Source organism: Vibrio tarriae (assembly GCF_002216685.1).
Lineage (GTDB): Bacteria > Pseudomonadota > Gammaproteobacteria > Enterobacterales > Vibrionaceae > Vibrio > Vibrio tarriae.
The window spans coordinates 452,798-470,582 of the sequence record NZ_CP022352.1; the positions used below are offsets into that span (position 1 = coordinate 452,798).

13 protein-coding genes and 1 pseudogene are annotated in these 17,785 nt (G+C 46.8%); 9 read left to right on the top strand and 5 right to left on the bottom strand.

The features are described 5' to 3' along the window. The first annotated feature begins 51 nt into the window (after positions 1 to 51). Both CEQ48_RS02610 and CEQ48_RS02615 read left to right on the top strand, forming a co-directional pair. The gene (locus CEQ48_RS02610; protein ID WP_181710707.1) at positions 52 to 1,539 is read left to right on the top strand and encodes a tetratricopeptide repeat protein; all 1,488 of its coding nucleotides are present in this window, start codon (positions 52 to 54) and stop codon (positions 1,537 to 1,539) included. Then, positions 1,520 to 3,100, top strand: coding sequence for a GGDEF domain-containing protein (locus CEQ48_RS02615; protein WP_089070113.1), 1,581 nt, complete (start codon positions 1,520 to 1,522; stop codon positions 3,098 to 3,100). Before CEQ48_RS02610 ends, CEQ48_RS02615 begins: the two co-directional genes overlap by 20 nt. 150 nt (positions 3,101 to 3,250) lie before the next feature. Here the strand turns inward: CEQ48_RS02615 and CEQ48_RS02620 are convergent, their stop codons facing one another. Continuing rightward, positions 3,251 to 6,505, bottom strand: a complete 3,255-nt coding sequence (locus CEQ48_RS02620) for a S41 family peptidase (protein ID WP_089070114.1) — start codon at positions 6,503 to 6,505, stop codon at positions 3,251 to 3,253. Positions 6,506 to 6,609: 104 nt separating this feature from the next. Further along, positions 6,610 to 6,897, bottom strand: a complete 288-nt coding sequence (locus CEQ48_RS02625; RefSeq protein ID WP_089070115.1) for a GNAT family N-acetyltransferase — start codon at positions 6,895 to 6,897, stop codon at positions 6,610 to 6,612. 131 nt (positions 6,898 to 7,028) lie between these two features. Between CEQ48_RS02625 and CEQ48_RS02630 the strand changes: the two genes are divergently transcribed. After that, positions 7,029 to 7,787, top strand: a complete 759-nt coding sequence (locus tag CEQ48_RS02630; protein ID WP_089070116.1) for a PilZ domain-containing protein — start codon at positions 7,029 to 7,031, stop codon at positions 7,785 to 7,787. Between the two features lie 78 nt (positions 7,788 to 7,865). Here CEQ48_RS02630 and gltS read toward each other — a convergent pair whose 3' ends face one another. Beyond that, positions 7,866 to 9,092: a sodium/glutamate symporter gene (gene gltS / locus CEQ48_RS02635; RefSeq protein ID WP_089070117.1), complete on the bottom strand. Its 1,227-nt coding sequence runs from the start codon at positions 9,090 to 9,092 to the stop codon at positions 7,866 to 7,868. 554 nt (positions 9,093 to 9,646) lie between these two features. Between gltS and CEQ48_RS02645 the strand changes: the two genes are divergently transcribed. The 5 genes from CEQ48_RS02645 (at position 9,647) to sstT (ending at position 13,811) form a co-directional block, all read left to right on the top strand. Next, positions 9,647 to 10,558: a polyprenyl-phosphate transporter gene (locus CEQ48_RS02645; protein WP_001108567.1), complete on the top strand. Its 912-nt coding sequence runs from the start codon at positions 9,647 to 9,649 to the stop codon at positions 10,556 to 10,558. Positions 10,559 to 10,759: 201 nt separating this feature from the next. Then, positions 10,760 to 11,179: a hypothetical protein gene (locus CEQ48_RS02650; protein WP_000992651.1), complete on the top strand. Its 420-nt coding sequence runs from the start codon at positions 10,760 to 10,762 to the stop codon at positions 11,177 to 11,179. After that, positions 11,176 to 11,766, top strand: a complete 591-nt coding sequence (locus tag CEQ48_RS02655; RefSeq protein WP_089070119.1) for an SCO family protein — start codon at positions 11,176 to 11,178, stop codon at positions 11,764 to 11,766. The genes CEQ48_RS02650 and CEQ48_RS02655 overlap by 4 nt, the downstream gene beginning before the upstream one ends. 4 nt (positions 11,767 to 11,770) lie before the next feature. After that, entirely contained in the window at positions 11,771 to 12,223 is a 453-nt protein-coding gene (locus CEQ48_RS02660) for a copper chaperone PCu(A)C (RefSeq protein ID WP_089070120.1), read from the top strand. 364 nt (positions 12,224 to 12,587) lie between these two features. After that, positions 12,588 to 13,811 (top strand): serine/threonine transporter SstT, encoded by a 1,224-nt coding sequence (gene sstT / locus CEQ48_RS02665; protein ID WP_089070121.1) that lies wholly within the window; start codon positions 12,588 to 12,590, stop codon positions 13,809 to 13,811. A gap of 80 nt (positions 13,812 to 13,891) precedes the next feature. On the opposite strand, the gene CEQ48_RS02670 is transcribed toward sstT, so the two are convergent. Next, entirely contained in the window at positions 13,892 to 14,644 is a 753-nt protein-coding gene (locus tag CEQ48_RS02670; RefSeq protein ID WP_089070122.1) for a phosphatase PAP2 family protein, read from the bottom strand. A 230-nt stretch (positions 14,645 to 14,874) separates the two neighbouring features. Between CEQ48_RS02670 and CEQ48_RS02675 the strand changes: the two genes are divergently transcribed. Then, positions 14,875 to 15,705 carry an HDOD domain-containing protein gene (locus CEQ48_RS02675; protein WP_000240501.1) on the top strand — a complete coding sequence of 277 codons (831 nt, stop codon included), beginning with the start codon at positions 14,875 to 14,877 and terminating at the stop codon, positions 15,703 to 15,705. Positions 15,706 to 15,765: 60 nt separating this feature from the next. On the opposite strand, the pseudogene CEQ48_RS02680 reads toward CEQ48_RS02675, so the two are convergent. Then, positions 15,766 to 17,644, bottom strand: a pseudogene (locus tag CEQ48_RS02680) (PhoX family protein). Positions 17,645 to 17,785: the final 141 nt, after the last annotated feature.

Genomic DNA, 17,785 nt, shown 5'->3' on the forward strand with positions numbered 1-17,785 from the left:
TATAATGGGCAAGTCATGACGAGCATGAAATCGCCTAAGGACGACTGTATTTTGGACAAAAGCCAGTATCTTCTTGAACTAGAAATAGAACAGCTCAGGTTACGTATCGAATCTGAGCCTGAGAAGGTATTGACCCAAGCAGAACAGTGCTTAATCCGAGCTCGGCAAATTCACTTCACCTCAGCGATTATCGAGTCTTTGATCATCATGTCCCGTTGCCTCTGGTGCAAGATGGACTACCGAACAGGGCTTAAGTACATCAAAGAGGCTTACCAAAATCAACTTAACCTTGAGACAGACCATTTCCTGCCTGAAATTTTGCACATTCACGCCTTGCATCACTGGGGGCAAGCCAAATACTACACTGCTCAACAGTTTTGGATTAATGCCCTAGAGCAATCCGCTCTGGTGGATGAACCGCAAATCGAGATTGAGTGCCTGATTGGCCTTGGCAACATCTGGCGAATCACGGGCGAATACAAACTCGCGTGTTCCACCCACGAGCTGGCAGTCAAGGTCGCCAATAACACCCGCATTGATTGGTTGGAAGGCAAAGCGCGAATTTTGTGGGCATGGGATCTGTACCATCTCAATCAATACGTGGATATGCTAACCGTGCTCGATGGCGCTGAAGAGGTGCTGCAAAATAACAGCAATGTGACATGGCAGGCCGAAGTATGGGACTTCCGCGGCTTGGCTCTGCTTGGCTTAGAGCGGATTGAAGATGCCGAAGAAGCCACCCGTAAAGCCCATGAATTGGCGGTTGAAAATAATCTCACTTGGATGAAAGCCCACTCATTTATCAGCCGCGCTCGTCTAGAACTGCTGCGTAAGAATTTTTCGGTGGCTGCCGAGCTACTCAGCAATGCAGAAAAAGCCGCCAGCTCCTTTGATAACGGCGAGCTTCTTTCGCAAATCTGTTATCAACAATCCCGCGTTGCGGAAGAAAATGGCGACCCTCAGGCGGCGTTAATCGCCTTTAAAAAATACCGTCGCTACACAGTGATGATGCTGCGCGAACAGACGATGCGCGTGGGCATGGACAAAGCCCGCTCATCCAAACGCCAACTTGAGCAACGTGCGCGCAAACTGATCAACCGAATTCGTGGACAACACGAGTTTGACCCGGAAAAACATCTCTCCAACGTGGTATCAGAAACCTATTGGTGGGAACAATTGGTACTGTTCAAAACCGAGCTGAAAAAATCCAATCACGCCGTTGTTGTCATCCAGCACCCTAACGCCAAATACATTGATGTGTGCACCGAAGTAATTCACTCACTCTGCGCTCCGCAAGATTTATTGTCGCGGATCAGCAGCGACCGTTTGGGGCTACTGCTGGCAGAAAAAGGCGATGCGGCGCTAGAAATATTCCAAGTGATGGCCAAAATGATTGAAATTTATCCTTGGCACCGTAAGGGATTAGATGGACCACTGCCCAAAATCATGCTGCAAGATATTCTGTCCTTCCCGTTTACGCTGGAACAGTTGATTGGTAACCAAGCACAGGAAAAGTCGTATGGAAACCCTGCTCAATAAGATCAAAGAAGCGGGACTGGATGCGACCGCTGTCGCTGGTGAAGAGGCGATCATTTTCTGGAACCATGTCAGACAGCATGTGGCTACCACAGCCCAAGAGCGCGCACAAAGTTACATCATCAGCGCCGAATATCGCCGTGAAATGAAACAGTGGCAAACCAGTATTGAAGAGCTGCGCGCTGCCCTCTCCCTTTTAGAGTTACCCGCGGATCTGGAATTACTGCTCTCGGTCAAACACAGCTTGAGTGAACGTTTACTCGATCATGGTGAATATGTCGCGGCACTGTCTGAATACGTCGCGATTTCCAACATTGCTGTTGAGCATGGCATGATTGATGATTACGTGCTTGCTGTGCTCGGAATGGGCAATTTATGTGATGCTTATGGCGATCACAGTCGCGCGTTACGCTACTATCAAAAAATTGACAGCATAGATCATGCGATTTCTAGCCGCTCACTCCGCCTGCGTTACAAACTGTATATGTTGGCTTGCTACATCAGTCTTGGTCGTTATGCCGCCGCCAATGATCTGATCAAAGAGTGTGAAGAGTTGAGTATTCTGGTCAGCGATAAACTGCTGACTGGGCAGATCATGCTCTATCAAGCCAAACTGTATCTGCAACAAGGCAAAGTACAAAGGGCGATGATGACACTCGCCAGCGCCCAGTATTCCTCGTCGCTTACCCCATCGGATTGGCTCTCAAGCATGCTGCGTATTGAATTAGCACATTGCCTTTCAAGAGCGGGAAAAGCGCACTTTGCCACCCTAATTCTCAGTAGCACAGAAAAGCGCTTACAAAACGTCCACTCGCCTTTCCTTGAAAAACGCCTCTATGAAGCGTTCAGCGAAGTGTGTGAACTCGAAGGGATGTTCAAAACCGCACTAGTTTATGAAAAGAAAGTATTTCGCATCGAAAGCGATTTAATGAAGCGAATCCCAATCAGTGAATTAGGCCCAATTCAGCTGCGTCGCCTATCCCGCTTTGAGCTGCAACTTAAACTGATTTTGTCGGAATTAGAAAATCGTGAACTTAAAGAAACCACGGAAAATCAAAAAAATACCGTGTTGCAACTACAGCAAGATGTGTTCACTGACCCATTGACGAAACTGCATAATCGCCGTTGGTTGGATGTGAAACTGAAAGATCTGCTGCTACACGAGACCCCGTTTGCTTTCTTGGTGGTGGATATTGACCACTTCAAATCGATCAATGATGAATTGAGCCACCTCGTAGGAGATAAAGCGATCGTCAATGTGTCCAGTGAACTCGCAACCTACTTTAAATTCCGCGGAGCCTCCTGCGTACGCTTTGGTGGCGAGGAATTTCTGGTAATTTTGGAAAACGTCACCAGTGAAATGGCACAAATGCATGCAGAAACCTATCGACAGCGTATTTTTGATTTCCCATGGCAAGACGTGCTTGGCGAACGGGGACTGACGGTCAGTATCGGTATCACCTTGCATCGCGAGGGGGAAAATACCCAACGCACGTTCTACCGTGCTGACAAAGCTTTATATCGCGCCAAAGCCAATGGCCGTAACCAAGTGTGTGTTGAATAAAGTACTGACACCCAAGCTACTTGAATTTGCTGGTAGGAAAGGGATATCCGCATGAAAAGTTGGCAGAACTCCCTCTACCTTGATCACTGATCGCCTTTCGATTAATCGCCAAAGCCGCTCAATCGAGCGGCTTTTTTGTTGGCTTACTGTTTATTTTGAGGAGATCTCGAGCAGCAGGGCTTCTACGGCGGCAGCCAACTGGCGATCCTCGCCAGCGACAACCGATTCTGGATCGTTATAAACCAAAATATCCGGGATGATTTCTTGGTTTTCGAACCAACGACCTTGCTCATCCTTGATACCGAGTTGTGGTACTCCGTAGATCAATCCGGGTTCTTGTTGCTTCTCCCAAATCACAGCCGTGCCAGTGCCGGGAACTCTTTCTCCAACCAGTTTCCCTAGCCCTTCTCTTTGATAAAAATACGGCACGATCGAACCGTCCGAATAGCTGTCCGCGTTAGCGAGCATAATGCTCGGTTTAGCCCAGCGACGCTCTGGGAAAGAGGAGACCACATAACCATCACGCGTCTGCAATATCGAATGTCGGGTTCCTGATAGTATCTCCATCACTTGATCATGCAGCCAACCGCCAGCATTAAAACGCACGTCAACCACTAAGCCTAATTTGTCTTTTTCAAGGCCAAACATATCATTCTGCATCTGCTCAAAACTGGCTGCATCCATCGCGGCGAGGTGCACATACCCAAGACGTCCGTCGGAGAGTTTCTCGACCAAAGCTCGGCGCTGCTCAACCCACTGCTCATAAAGCAGCTCACTTTCCTCTGCAAGACTGATAGGCACTAACGTAAAGTTCTGCGCTTTCTCCGCACCCGGTACCAGCACACTTAAACGGGTCAATTTACCTTGGGTAAAATTCAGGAACGGATAAATATCCTGTTGATCACTAATCTCTTTGCCGTTTACGGAGTAAATAATCGCTCCTGCTTTGATGGGCGATTGATAGGCATCCGCTGGGCCTCCGGGCAACAGTGACTTCACACGTATTCCCTTACCTCGATAACGATCATCATAATAAAGCCCTAAGGATGCAGGCTCCTCCCAACTGGAATCGCCAGCCATAAAAAAGGCTCCGGTATGCGAGGCATTCAACTCGCCCACCATTTCACTTAATAGCTCGGCAAAATCGCTGTAGGTACGGATGCTCGACAAGTGTTTACGATACAAATCACCATGCTGTTTCCAATCCACACCATGCATTTGTGGGTCATAAAATTTGGTTTGAGTGAGCCGCCAGACATGCTCAAACAAGTAGGCGATTTCCGCACGAAAATCGAAATTGGCCTTTGCTTCGTAACGCACAAACTTGCTCTCACCCGTCACGACATTTAGGCTCTCGATACCGTGTTCACCCATGATCAGAAGGCTTTCATCATCAGAAGCCATAGCAAGTAAAGCCGCATCCTCACTCAAGCGGCTAAACAGCACAGTCACCTCACCATTGCGCAGATTGATTTCTGAGATTTGTACTGAATCTCCCGACTGATAAGCGACGATCAACGCTTGGTTATCGTGCGTCAAATGTTTGAAAATAAGATTGAGTGAGGTTGGTGTCAGGCGTATAGTGCGCTGCTTAAGCCCTTTGTTTTCCACCGCCGTTAACTCTGCTGGCGGGTTTTGGCTAGGCTCAAGATTTTTCTCAGACGCAATTTTATCGTCAAACCATAACTGCTCTTCAGTTTTCTTGAAGTTAAACTTAGCCTCACGGTTTAGCGCAACGCCATGCACATCATATTGCACAGCAATATCATCAATGCCGCGCAAGCTTTGTGCATCGGTTAACCAGTAAACCCACTGCCCATCGGCACTAAATTGTGGGGCAAATTCAGAAAATCCACTTTGGCTCAAATTGATAGGCGCTTCACTTACATCAAATTTTAGAAGTTGAATATCGCTATTCCACATCGCCCGATCACGCGTGACTAAATATTCGCTATCTGGCGACCACTGGTAGCTAAGATCCTTGTCGAAATAAGAGTAAATGGCGTGAGCGTCCAACAGGGTATAGGTTTTATCTTGTTCAATGTCATACACTTTGAGCGTATTACGATTCTCGCGGTAAGCAACTCGCTTAAGGTTAGGGGAATAAAGTGGCTGAATGACATCTTGCTCGGTCATCAGCACTGGCTCTTCAACAATATCCAATGAGGAGGAGAAGCTTTTCCCGCTATCATTCACATAGCTTTGATAAAGATTCCAACTGCCCTCGCGCTCAGAAGCGTAGATCAACCGATACCCATCACTGGAAAAAGAGACATCTCGCTCTGCTTCTGAGGTATCCGTAACTCGTTGCGTTAAACCTGAAAGCAAAGACACGACATAAACATCCCCACGCGCCACAATCGCCACTTCAGCGGCATTCGGCGCGACCACCATTTCTGTGGCTTCAAGGTTAAAATTCACATTGTGACGGCCATCAGGCATAGTGCTACGACGAATGGAAACCGCCACTTTTTCTGGTTGCTTAGCACCCGCTTTAAGTCGCCAAATTTCGCCATCAAAGCCGTAGGCCAAATCGCCTTGTAAGCTGGCACTTAAGAAACGAACGGGCAGCTTTTGGTGGTCGGTGATTTGTACGGGTTCTGAACCATCAAATCGCTGCTGCCAGACGTTGAAACTGCCCGCTTGTTCAGACAGATAGTACATAGAGGAGCCATCTGCACTCCACACAGGGTTGCGGTCTTCGCCGCGAAAAGTGGTGATTTGGGTATGTTTGCCCGTGAGCGGGGACCATTGCCAAATGTCACGTGTAGCATCGGATACCGCACCTTTACGCCACGGTTGTTCATCGGATGGTTGATTGGTATAGAGGATGTCGCTATGGGAAGGCGATATGGCTAAATCGCTGACGGCAATAGGCAAAACGCGTTGCTCACGTCCTCCCGCTGCAGGCACCGAGTAAAGCTGAGCCATAAAGCTGCCCTGTTTAACATTCGCATTGGCTTTATCATCGCCCAGTCGGCGAGAAGAGAAATAGAGCTGCTGACCATCAGCCGAAAACGCATATGGAATATCTTTCGCTCCGTGGTAGGTTAACCGACGGCTCTCCCCCCCTTGAATCGAGAGAATAAAGACGTCACCAAGGCCATATCGATCAGCCGTAAAGGCGATCGATTGGCTGTCAGGCGACCAAATCGGGGTTTCGCTGTACACGCCACTTTCCGTGAGCGCCACGGCATCACCACCTTGAGCGGGTACAAGCCAAATTTGTCCTGCATAGGTAAACGCTATCTTTTGGCCATCAGGGGACAACGCAATATCCCTTAACCAGGTCGGCCGAATCTGCGTGGCATCTTCAGTTTGGTTGGTGCTTGCAAACCCGAGATTCGATATCCCAAACGACGTCAGCAGGAGTACTGAACTCAGAGTAAAATGTGGCAAATGCATCGCCCGTCCTTATCAATATTTTAGATTTCAACAATAAGTTACCTCAATATGACTAGGACGTCTAAATCATTTAAAGCCAGCGATGCTCTTTAACATCTCCCCTTTCAGACGGGGCGATAGCGCAAATGCTGCCACTCAGGGTGACGCTCAAGATAATGTGCGACATAGCTACAGACGGGCACAATCGTTAAACCCGCACGCTCAATTTCAGGCAACACACTTTCCATCATCACTTTGCCGTATCCCTTACCTTGCAGCTCATCCGGTACACGGGTTGAGGTAATATGCAGCACCGTTCCCTGCTGCTGATATTTCACTACGGCTTGATACTCTCCTTCCAAAGCGACACGATAACAGTGGTTTGTCGCATCATGCTGCACAATATTGTTCATACTAAATCCTTTTCTGATAGATAGATCAAATTAGTTGGTGACTCGCTGAATTGAATCTACACTTATCTCACCATAGAATTCAATGGACTCTACGACCCTATCGACGTCGTATCGCAACACGGAGAAGTTAAATGAATTCACGGCCCGCTGAAAAAATTGATGATAATGATGGCCAAACGCACATTCAACGCAGCAAAACGGTTTCGACCATCAACAGCACGGACGCGTTGGCCATGGTTGAACACAGTAGTGAGCTGACCTTAAGTATTACTACACCAGTGGGGACAAAATTTGTCTGCCGCACCCCGTTTATTGGCACTCATACCGACAAGTTTTTACTGGTGGAGATGCCCAAAATATCGGCTGACGATTTGCAGTTTTTTTTCCAAGAAGGGTTTTGGATGAATATCCGCGCTATTTCACCACGAGGAGAAGGAGCGCTGATCCATTTTCGCAGTCAACTGATGCATATCTTGATAGAGCCAGTACCCATGGCTTTTCTCTCTATTCCCAATACCATGCAAGTCTCTCAATTGCGCAAAGAGCCGAGATTTGAGCTAAATTTAGCCGGCAAAGTACTGTTTGATGAGCATCGTGGGGATTGTGAATTGCGTGATTTATCACGCAGTGGCTGCCGATTTATCACGCCGCCTTTAGGCAAAACGTATCAAGTGGGTGATTTGGTCGCGTTAGAGATTTTTTCAGACTTACGGGGCACAAAAACCTTCCCGCCGTTGACCGGAAAAATCTGTAACTTACAACGCTCACTTCACCATGCTCGTTATGGTTTAGAGTTTAATGATGAGGGTCGAAGTAACGCCAAACACTTGCTCGCACAACTTAAGTTTAATGGCACTAAACTGACTCTCAACGCCGATAAGAAAACGTAACTGATTTGAATAGAAAACCCCCAGCCACGAAGAACGCGACTGGGGGTTTTTCTCAGTGAAGTGGAGAGCTAGCAGGCGTTATCCCAAAAACGAAATATACCCCTGCAAGATGATTAGGTTAACGATATCGATAAAGAAAGCACCGACGATCGGCACTACCATAAACGCTTGCGGTGAAGGGCCAAAGCGTTTTACGACCGATCCCATATTCATCACCGCGGTGGGCGTAGCCCCCAAACCAAAGCCACAATGCCCTGCAGAAATCACCGCCGCATCATAGTTAGCCCCCATCACTTTGAAGGTGACAAAGTAGCAAAAAATGCCAAGCACGACGGATTGAATGGCGAGGATCACCAAAAACGGTAGTGCTAGATCGAAGATATTCCACAATTTCAGGCTCATCAGAGCCATAGCGAGAAACAGCGACAAAGAAACCGTGCCTAAAATATCCACCGTCTCCGCATCCACCTTACGCAGCTTAGTGACTTCGAGTAGATTGGTGATAAAGACACCAATAAACAGGGCGTAAACGAAGTCAGGGATCATTAACCAACGGATTTCAAAGGTTTTAACCCAAGCTTCAAGATATTTTGCTCCGGTAACGCATATGAGCAAGATAAACAATATTTCGATCACCTTCTTGGCCGTGACTTTATCTTCTTCATATTCGTTATAAGTGACCAGTTCAGGGAAACGAGAATGCGTTTGCGTGCCTCGCCCGTACTCGGATTCAATACCATGTTTATCAATCAGCTTTTGCGCGACTGGACTGCCGATAATCCCACCGATGATCAAACCAAAAGTGGCAGATGCCATCGCGATTTCTAACGTATTGGCGAGGCCATAATTTTCGGCAAACGTGTTTGCCCAAGCCGCTCCCGTACCATGGCCTCCGGAGAGTGTGATAGAGCCTGCGATCAAGCCCAATAAAGGATCTAAGCCTAAACCCGCTGCAAGCGAAACGCCCACACCGTTTTGAATAATGATGAACACCGAAGCCACGGCTAAAAACAGAAACACCTTCGCGCCACCCTTAATCAGTTGGGTGTAGTTGGCCGCAAGGCCCACCGTACTAAAGAACATCAACATGAAGACATTTTGCAGCGGCAGTGAAAATTCCATATCAATACCGTGAAAGTGCAACGCAGTAATCACACAGGCGACGATAAGCCCACCCACAATCGGCTCTGGAATGTTGAACTTGGTTAAAATGGGCAGTTTGGCATTAATAAAGTGACCTAAAAACAGGACACTGATAGCAATAAGAAAAGACTCTAATGCTCCAATTGAAATGATCTGATTCATAGTACCTCTTTATTTTTCAGGCTCATCTCTCCTTGATAAGCGGGTGTCTTGACCCGTTAGGACGACACCAAAACACAACATCAGCGATAGTTATCCTCTAATAAACGGCCACAAGGCCACATAAAGCAATGATATTGCACGGACAAATTTCCATTTAATGCTAATTTTCAGCAAAAAAGCAGTGAAAATAGCGGGCGATAATACCCAAAAGACAAAAAAATAGCCAATCGCAAGAACCGCGATTGGCTTATATATGATGTGAACAATACTATTCACTAACAACGTCAGTTGGCTAGGTGACCCTCGGCTTAACAAGGGTCGCTTATAAATAAGCACGAAGCGTGCCAACTAATTAACCCCTAATTTTTGTGATACTTTGTCAGAAAATAATCACTTCACTCATTGTTTGTTGCAATTTGCAATTTGCAATTTGCAACAAGCCGCAATATGAATATGAACCTTATTGTTGAGCAAGAAAGAGACACGTTGTGTCTGGCTGCAAGTTAACAAAGAACAGGTATAATGACGGCCTTATTCAATTGGCAGGAAAAACAATGAACTACTTGAGCACCTATTTAAAAGGTCTAGCTATGGGCGCCGCTGATGTGGTACCGGGTGTATCAGGCGGCACAATCGCCTTTATTACTGGCATTTACGATACTCTGCTTGAAAGTATTCGCCGCATCAATCCTAGCTTACTCAAGGTATGGAAAGCGCAAGGCTTGGCGGGGGTATTTCGTCACATCAACGGCCTGTTTTTGATCACGCTATTCGGTGGCATTTTTACCAGCATCGCAACCTTAGCCAAACTTATCTCTTGGCTATTAGTCACGCATCCTATTCCTATTTGGTCATTCTTCTTCGGCCTGATTTTGGTGTCGGTATGGCATATGCTGCGCCAAGTCGAACAAAAAAAGCTTTCTCGTCTCCTGTGGCTGATTGCCGGAGCCATTTTCGCCTACGGCATTACCGTGCTTAAACCACTACACCTTGAGCCCACTTACATCAATGTGCTGATTTCTGGTGCGATTGCGATTTGTGCCATGATCCTACCTGGCATTTCCGGCAGCTTTATCTTACTACTGATCGGTATGTATGCGCCTGTTTTGGGCGCAGTGAAAACCTTCCAACTGGACATTCTGCTGATTTTCTTAACCGGATGTGTGATTGGATTACTCAGTTTTTCCCATGTTCTGTCATGGCTTTTACGCCGTTACCGCGATGTGACTCTGACCTTCCTAACCGGATTGATGCTCGGCACTCTGCCTAAAATTTGGCCATGGAAAGAAACGCTCTCTTGGCGGGTAAATTCCAGCGGAGAGCAAGTACCACTACTGCAACGCAACCTATCACCGTTTGAATTTGAAACGCTTACGTCACAGCCATCACAGTGGTTGTTAGCGCTGGTACTCATGCTAGCCGCAGTCGCTTTAGTTCTCGGTTTAGAAAAATACGCCGAAAAGTAGCCAACCCCTTTGAAACAGGCTCACCACCGCACAATGCGGTGGTGAAGTTACCTCACTAGTACTGCGGTTTCTGCAAGTAGAAAGACAATATCACCTTGATTTTTCTAAGAGCCACGGCACATTTCCTCGGTGTTCAATCTCGACACAGATAGAGAGCATGCTAACATCTTCCCCACTCACGCAACTTCGGAATACGATGTGATGAACGCACTGAAAGGGATTGCGATCCTGCTGGCTCTTGGGGCTGGCTTTTTTGCCAGCGACCTTGTTGCTTGGTTCCAGTCGCCTCAACCTGATCTTAACGATTACTGTCAACTATCACAGCAAAGCTGTGAGCAAGCGGGTGTCACCATGACGCTAGCTCAAGATAAAGCCCACCCATTAATTGCTAATCGACTCACCGTACACTGGCCCAATACGGATGCACAAAATTTGATCCTCACTTTAGAGGGACTTGAGATGAATATGGGCAGTGCCAAGTTTTCTTTATCCTCCAACGGTGATGGCCTATACAGTGCCGACATTATTCTGCCCGTTTGTACTTCGGATGCGATGACTTGGATTGGTGAGCTCAGCGATGGCAAACAGACGGTTTACCCAGCAATTAGGATGGAACGATGAGTAAAAATTGGTCATTGATATTAGTGATGGCGTTTACCCTAGGATTTGGTGTCAAAGCCTATTTGGATAGCCAACAGAAATTAGCCGCACAGGTGACTACCCCACTGACCTTATCGGGAGAAAATCAGCAAGCTGTCGCCATTTTCGATCAAGCCGATCCACGAATTCGAATTGTCTATTTTGGCTTTACACGTTGTCCAGATGTCTGCCCAACCTCTTTAGCCATGCTCTCCGCAGCCTTAAACCAAGTCGATGATAAAACGAAGGCGCAGTTACGCCCGATGTTTATCTCCCTTGATCCGGAGCGAGATGATGCCAAACTCGCCGCACAATACGCCCACTACTTTCATCCGATGATTGAAGGTTTATCTGGCTCCGTTGCAACCACCAACCAGATTGCAGAAAAATACGGTGTGATTTTTCGTAAAGCTGAATTGCCCAATTCTGAGTTGAAATACACCTTAGATCACAGCTCTTATTTCTATTTCTTGCAGCCGGATGGCACCTTGATCAATAAAGTGCCACATACCCAAGACCCCACACCCATAGTGGATGCCATCAAGAAAATCATTCAATCAAAAGGATAATTTAATGAAACTGAACGCCTTGCTTCTTGCTAGCCTACTGCTTAGCACATCTGCCTTAGCTCAATCAGACATCATGGTTCACCAAGCTTATGCGCGCGCGACTCCTCCTGCCGCAGTCAATAGCGCCTTTTTTGGTGAAGTCATGAACCACAGTGATGTGGAGCGCTACATTGTTTCCGCCAGCAGCGAAGTGGCTGCCAAAGTGGAGCTGCATGACGTCATTAAAGAAGGCGATGTGATGAAAATGCGCCAAGTTCCTGAGTTTGCGATCCCCGCTCAAGGGACTTTAGTGCTCAAACCGGGCAGTTTTCACATCATGCTGCTTGAATTGAAAAAACCACTGCAAGAGGGCGAGAACATCGAAGTGGAAATCACGTTCAAAAATGGTGAGAAACAGGTGATCACTGCGCCAGTGAAAAAAGTGATGTCCGGTATGGCTGAGCACAGCTCACACTAAGTCTCGTTGGGCAAATACCTTGCTCAACAACACACCTCTTAGATAACACATTGCTATACCCAAACTACTTGGTGTTGCAGCCAAAGAAGCTGCAGCTTCAAGTAGGAGGGGTATATCTAAAAAATTAAGGGCGATGATACATTCACTTTTTTTTGTTGCCCTTGTTATGCCCAAACGAAACGGAATCTCATCTTTATCAAGGTTAAGCAACAAATTACTTACTTCCTCTCAAAATAAGCAACTTATCACGCTAAATATCAATTATCGGTAGACACATTATCTTGTGCGGTTAATATTGGAATCCTTCAGGATTAATGACTGAAGCTACAATAATTCAAATTTTTTATGATTCGCAGGGATAACTATGCAAAACAACTCGTTTCTAGCCCGTTTGGTGCGTGGAAATCTGGTCTTACAAATTTTAGCCGGCATCCTACTTGGCGCAGCACTGGCTACTTTTTCACCAGAAAACGCTCAAAAAGCGGGATTAATTGGTAATTTATTCGTAGGGGCACTCAAAGCTGTAGCTCCCGTGCTGGTGTTTATTTTGGTTGCATCTTCGATCGCCAACCAGAAGAAGAACCAACACACCTATATGCGTCCGATCGTTGTGCTGTACCTATTTGGCACCTTTTCAGCAGCACTGACCGCCGTTATTTTAAGTTTCCTATTTCCGACCACGCTCGTACTTGCAACCGGCGCTGAAGGCGCAACACCGCCACAAGGCATTGCCGAAGTACTCAACACCTTGTTGTTCAAGTTGGTCGATAACCCAGTCAGCGCTTTGATGAATGCAAACTACATCGGCATTTTAGCTTGGGGCGTGGGGCTAGGTTTGGCGCTACACCATGCTTCCTCCACCACAAAAGCAGTATTTGAAGATCTTAGCCATGGCATCTCCCAAATCGTGCGTTTTATCATTCGTCTCGCACCATTCGGTATTTTTGGCTTAGTGGCCTCAACTTTTGCCACCACAGGCTTTGATGCGCTTGCTGGTTATGCGCAGTTGCTGGCGGTACTACTTGGCGCAATGGCCTTTATCGCACTTGTTGTCAATCCAGTGATTGTTTACTACAAAATTCGCCGTAACCCTTTCCCTCTGGTTTTACAATGCCTACGCGAAAGTGGTGTTACCGCATTTTTCACGCGTTCCAGTGCTGCCAATATTCCGGTCAACATGGCGCTGTGTGAAAAACTCAAATTGGATGAAGATACATACTCAGTCTCTATCCCACTGGGAGCCACTATCAACATGGCGGGCGCAGCCATCACCATTACCGTACTGACTCTTGCTGCGGTACACACCATGGGTATTGAAGTGGATTTGATGACAGCACTGCTTCTGAGTGTGGTTGCTGCAGTCTCGGCTTGTGGTGCTTCTGGGGTTGCGGGCGGTTCATTGTTACTCATCCCACTCGCGTGTGGTTTATTTGGGATTTCCAATGACATCGCAATGCAGGTTGTTGCGGTAGGTTTCATCATCGGCGTAATTCAAGACTCTGCCGAAACGGCACTGAATAGTTCAACCGATGTAATTTTTACTGCGGCAGTATGCCAAGCTGAGCATGAACAAAATCGTACGAGCTAATATTAATATGTATCATCAACGCTGCTACTAAAGAGAGCAGTTGAGATACACATAAAAAATGGGCATTAAATGCCCATTTTTTATACCAGATGCATTCGCTGTAACCACGGTTTAAAACGTGGGTGTTGCAATGGGTACTGCTGTGGCACCAACAAATACAAAGCACCAACCAATAAAGCTGCACCCAGAAGATCGACCGGATGGTGCATACCAAGCCACAATCGACTATACGCCACTCCACCCGCCCAAATCAGTAACGCCCCTACGCTGATATAGCGTTTTTTCTCCGCCAATAAGCTACCAAAATAGAGCAGGCAAACCATCACAAACACTGTGTGTCCAGAAGGGAAAGAAAAATCCGTTTCACCTTGCCAATGCATTACCCGCCAAGGGCTTACTTTATCTTCCATTGCCAACAATAAGGCTTCTTGCTTAGGATGTGCCAGCTTATAAAAATGGCCAGCATTAGGCAGCAGTAAGGATTGGGTCATCAGCTCAGTATAGGGTCTTGGCTCTTGAGTGATCGCTTTTATACCCACTTTCATCACCATGGCTAAACCGAGTAACAGCATTAATTGAATGGATTTATTCAGCCATTGATGACGAGGAATTTGACAACGCCATCCAACCCAGCACACCAAAAAGAGCAATGTGAATAGAAAGCCCTCTTTACCTGCGGAATGCGTTAAGTAAGTCATTGCACGACCAACCGGATCAGTCACGGGTTGCGTAAAATCCAGCTGCAGCGACAACAGGGTTAAAGGAATTAATAGAAGGATAAACGTCAGCAGCAATACCAAGGCACGTTTGCAGCTCATGATGCGTGCTTTCATAACCATACTCCACCCGAACACAGTATGCGCATTGTAGAAAACCTCTGTCCGGTAATGCCAATATCGTGTCAATTTGCTGGAAAAAAAACGTTCATTTTCCCCTTCGGTTTGCCACTAAATTTATTAACCCCCAAATAACAATAATGTAACTAAATTTTTCATGCCTAGGTTGGATAGTAGAAAAAGCTTTGCCTATAGTTTGGATTAGTCACCAGATAAGGAGAATGAACATGGTGAAAAACACAATGCTCAACCGTTTAAATGAGCTACCAAGACTGTCTAAAGTTCTGCAAGAATTGCTGGATATGGCCAATCAGCCTGATGTGGATTTTCATCAGCTCAGCAAAAAAATCACGCTGGATCAAATCCTGACAGCGCGTTTGCTCCGCATGGCTAATTCTGCTTATTTTGGTGGTAACGGACATATCGCTACCGTAAACGATGCCATCATCAGGGTCGGCATTGAGTCGGTTCGTACTCTTGTTGTTGCTTCCGTCCTCTCCAGTACTTTTCCAAAAATTGAAACTCTCGATCTGAATGATTACTGGACCAATACCTTTGAAACAGCGTTAATTGCCAGCAAGATTGCCGAACAAGTCGGTTTGGATAAGTCAGAAACGTTTACCACTGGCGTGCTGCATAACATTGGCGAACTCATGATTCATACTTTGATGCCCACCGAGGCCTCACTGATCCAACAGAAAATCGCCCAAGGCATGGATCCGCTCAGCGCTCAAGAAGAGGTCTTAGGTATTTCAGCGCCTCGCATTGGTGCGATGTTGGCAAAAGAGTGGAAATTCCCTTCGGAAATGGTTGATGCCATTAAACATTTTGATGAACCCCGTGAAGCCGAAATCTCCCCCAAACTGGCGGTGGCGATTCACTTTGCCCGCGATATTAACTTCAGTTGGGATAAGCTCACGGAAAGCAAAGAGAAATCGATCTACCTTGCTGACCATCCTGACTCGCGTTTACTCAGCATTTCTGCTGCCTTTCAATCCACCATTGATCGGGTACGCGGCAATGGAAAGGAGTTGGCCACACAGATGATGGCGGCCTAAAAAAAACATCCCAAGAAGAGGCTGGTTCTTCTTGGGATGAAAAGGGCAATTGATAACGCTTTATGCGCCGATGACACCACCGTCTTCACGGGTGATCATCATGATGGTTGAACGAGGTTTGCTTGTACCACCGTAAGGGAAATGCGATGGAGCAGCCTCTTCACCCGGGTGCTGAACACCAACAAACATGGTTTTGTGATCAGGGCTGAAGGTTAATCCCGTGATCTCACACGCGATAGGGCCAGTTAAGAAGCGTTTCACCTCACCTGTGATTGGGTCACCACACAGCATTTGGTTATTCCCCTGTCCAGCAAAATCACCTTGGTTAGAGTAGTTACCATCGGTTTGGATCCACAAGCGACCTGCAGCGTCAAAAACCAATCCCATCAGGGCTGTTAAACATATTGTCAGCCGAAATGTTTTCGCTACCTGCGTATAGGGTGCCTTTGTGAACGGTTGGATTACCTGCAATTAAGTAGAGGTCCCAAGCGAACACATCACTGGTGTGATCACCCTGTGCTGGCATCCAACGAACGATCTGCCCGTAGTTATTCTTCTCGCGTGGATTCGGGCCACCAACAGGTTGACCTTCTTTACCACGGTTTTTGTTGTTGGTGAGCGTACAGAACACATGCTTTTTATCAGGATGCACGGCTACCCATTCTGGTCGATCCATAGTCGTTGCACCCACTTGGGTCGCTGCACGACGAGCAAAAATCAGCACTTCAGCTTGATCTTTGAATCCATTTTCAGGAGTGAGGCCATTCTTGCCAAAGCTCAGCTCCATCCAGCGTCCGCTGCCTTTCAGTTCGTTTTCATTGATATCGAACTTAGCGACATACAAGGTGCCCTCTTCCAGCAGATTACGGTTTTGCTGATCATTACCAGCTTGGTAGCGATGCTTGGAAACGAATTTATACAGATGTTCGCCGCGCTCATCATCACCAAGATAAACCACCACATGGCCATCGTTATTAATCACCAGTGCCGCATTTTCATGTTTAAAACGGCCAAGAGCGGTACGTTTCAGTGGCGTAGAGTTCGGATTATGCGGATCAATTTCGACAACCCAACCAAAGCGGTTTGGTTCATTTGGATTTTTTGCCACATCAAAACGTGCATCGTGCTTGTGCCACTGATAGTCAGATTCACCCGTTTTAACACCATAACGTTTATGTTGATCGGTCAACTTGTTTTGTTCGTCATCAGAACCAAAATAGCCATTGAAATTTTCTTCACAAGTTAAGTAGGTTCCCCAAGGCGTCTCACCATTCGCACAGTTATTCAACGTGCCGAGAACATTCAGTCCTGTTGGGTCTTCTGCTGTTTTCAACAAATCATGTCCCGCTGCAGGGCCTGTCACTAACATCGGAGTGTAAGCCGTAATGCGACGATTACGTTGACCTTCGCGATCAATTTGCCAAGTGTTGCCTCGCTTGATGATTTCCACAATAGTCACACCATGCGCGGCTTGCGCTTTACGTACATCATCCGCCGTCATCGCTTTACCTTGATGATCAAACAGATACTCGTAATTGGTGTATTCATTGTTGATCGCGAGCACACCGCGATCTTCGCTGATCGGGAAAAAGCTCATGCCATCCGTATTATCGCCAAACTGTTTCTCTTGTGCTTTTGAGTCTTGCTTGCCGCTTTGGTCAAATTCTGGCGCATTCGTAAAAATAGGATCGCCCCAAGACATGAGTGGAGTGGCTTTATAGCCTTTAGGCACAATCACTTTATCTTCTGTTGACACTGGGATTGCTGAGAAATTCAGTAGGTTTGATGTGGCTGGCGCAGCCACCGCACTCGCAACCGGATTTAAGGCTAAAAACGCGCCGGCACTCACTGCCGCACTGCCCGCCAAAAAATGGCGTCTAGACAGTTGCGCTTCAATCATTTCACTAAACTGGGATTCTTGCTCATCACGCTTCCACATTGGGGGCTCCTTGACTTTGTGTTTATATCCTGAGAATTCAGGTTAATTAGATGTTGCGCAAGAGTAGCTACCCAAGATGACTACTCGGTGAAATTTCTGTTGCTAAAACATGACAATACAAAAAATAAGACTAAAGAGTTA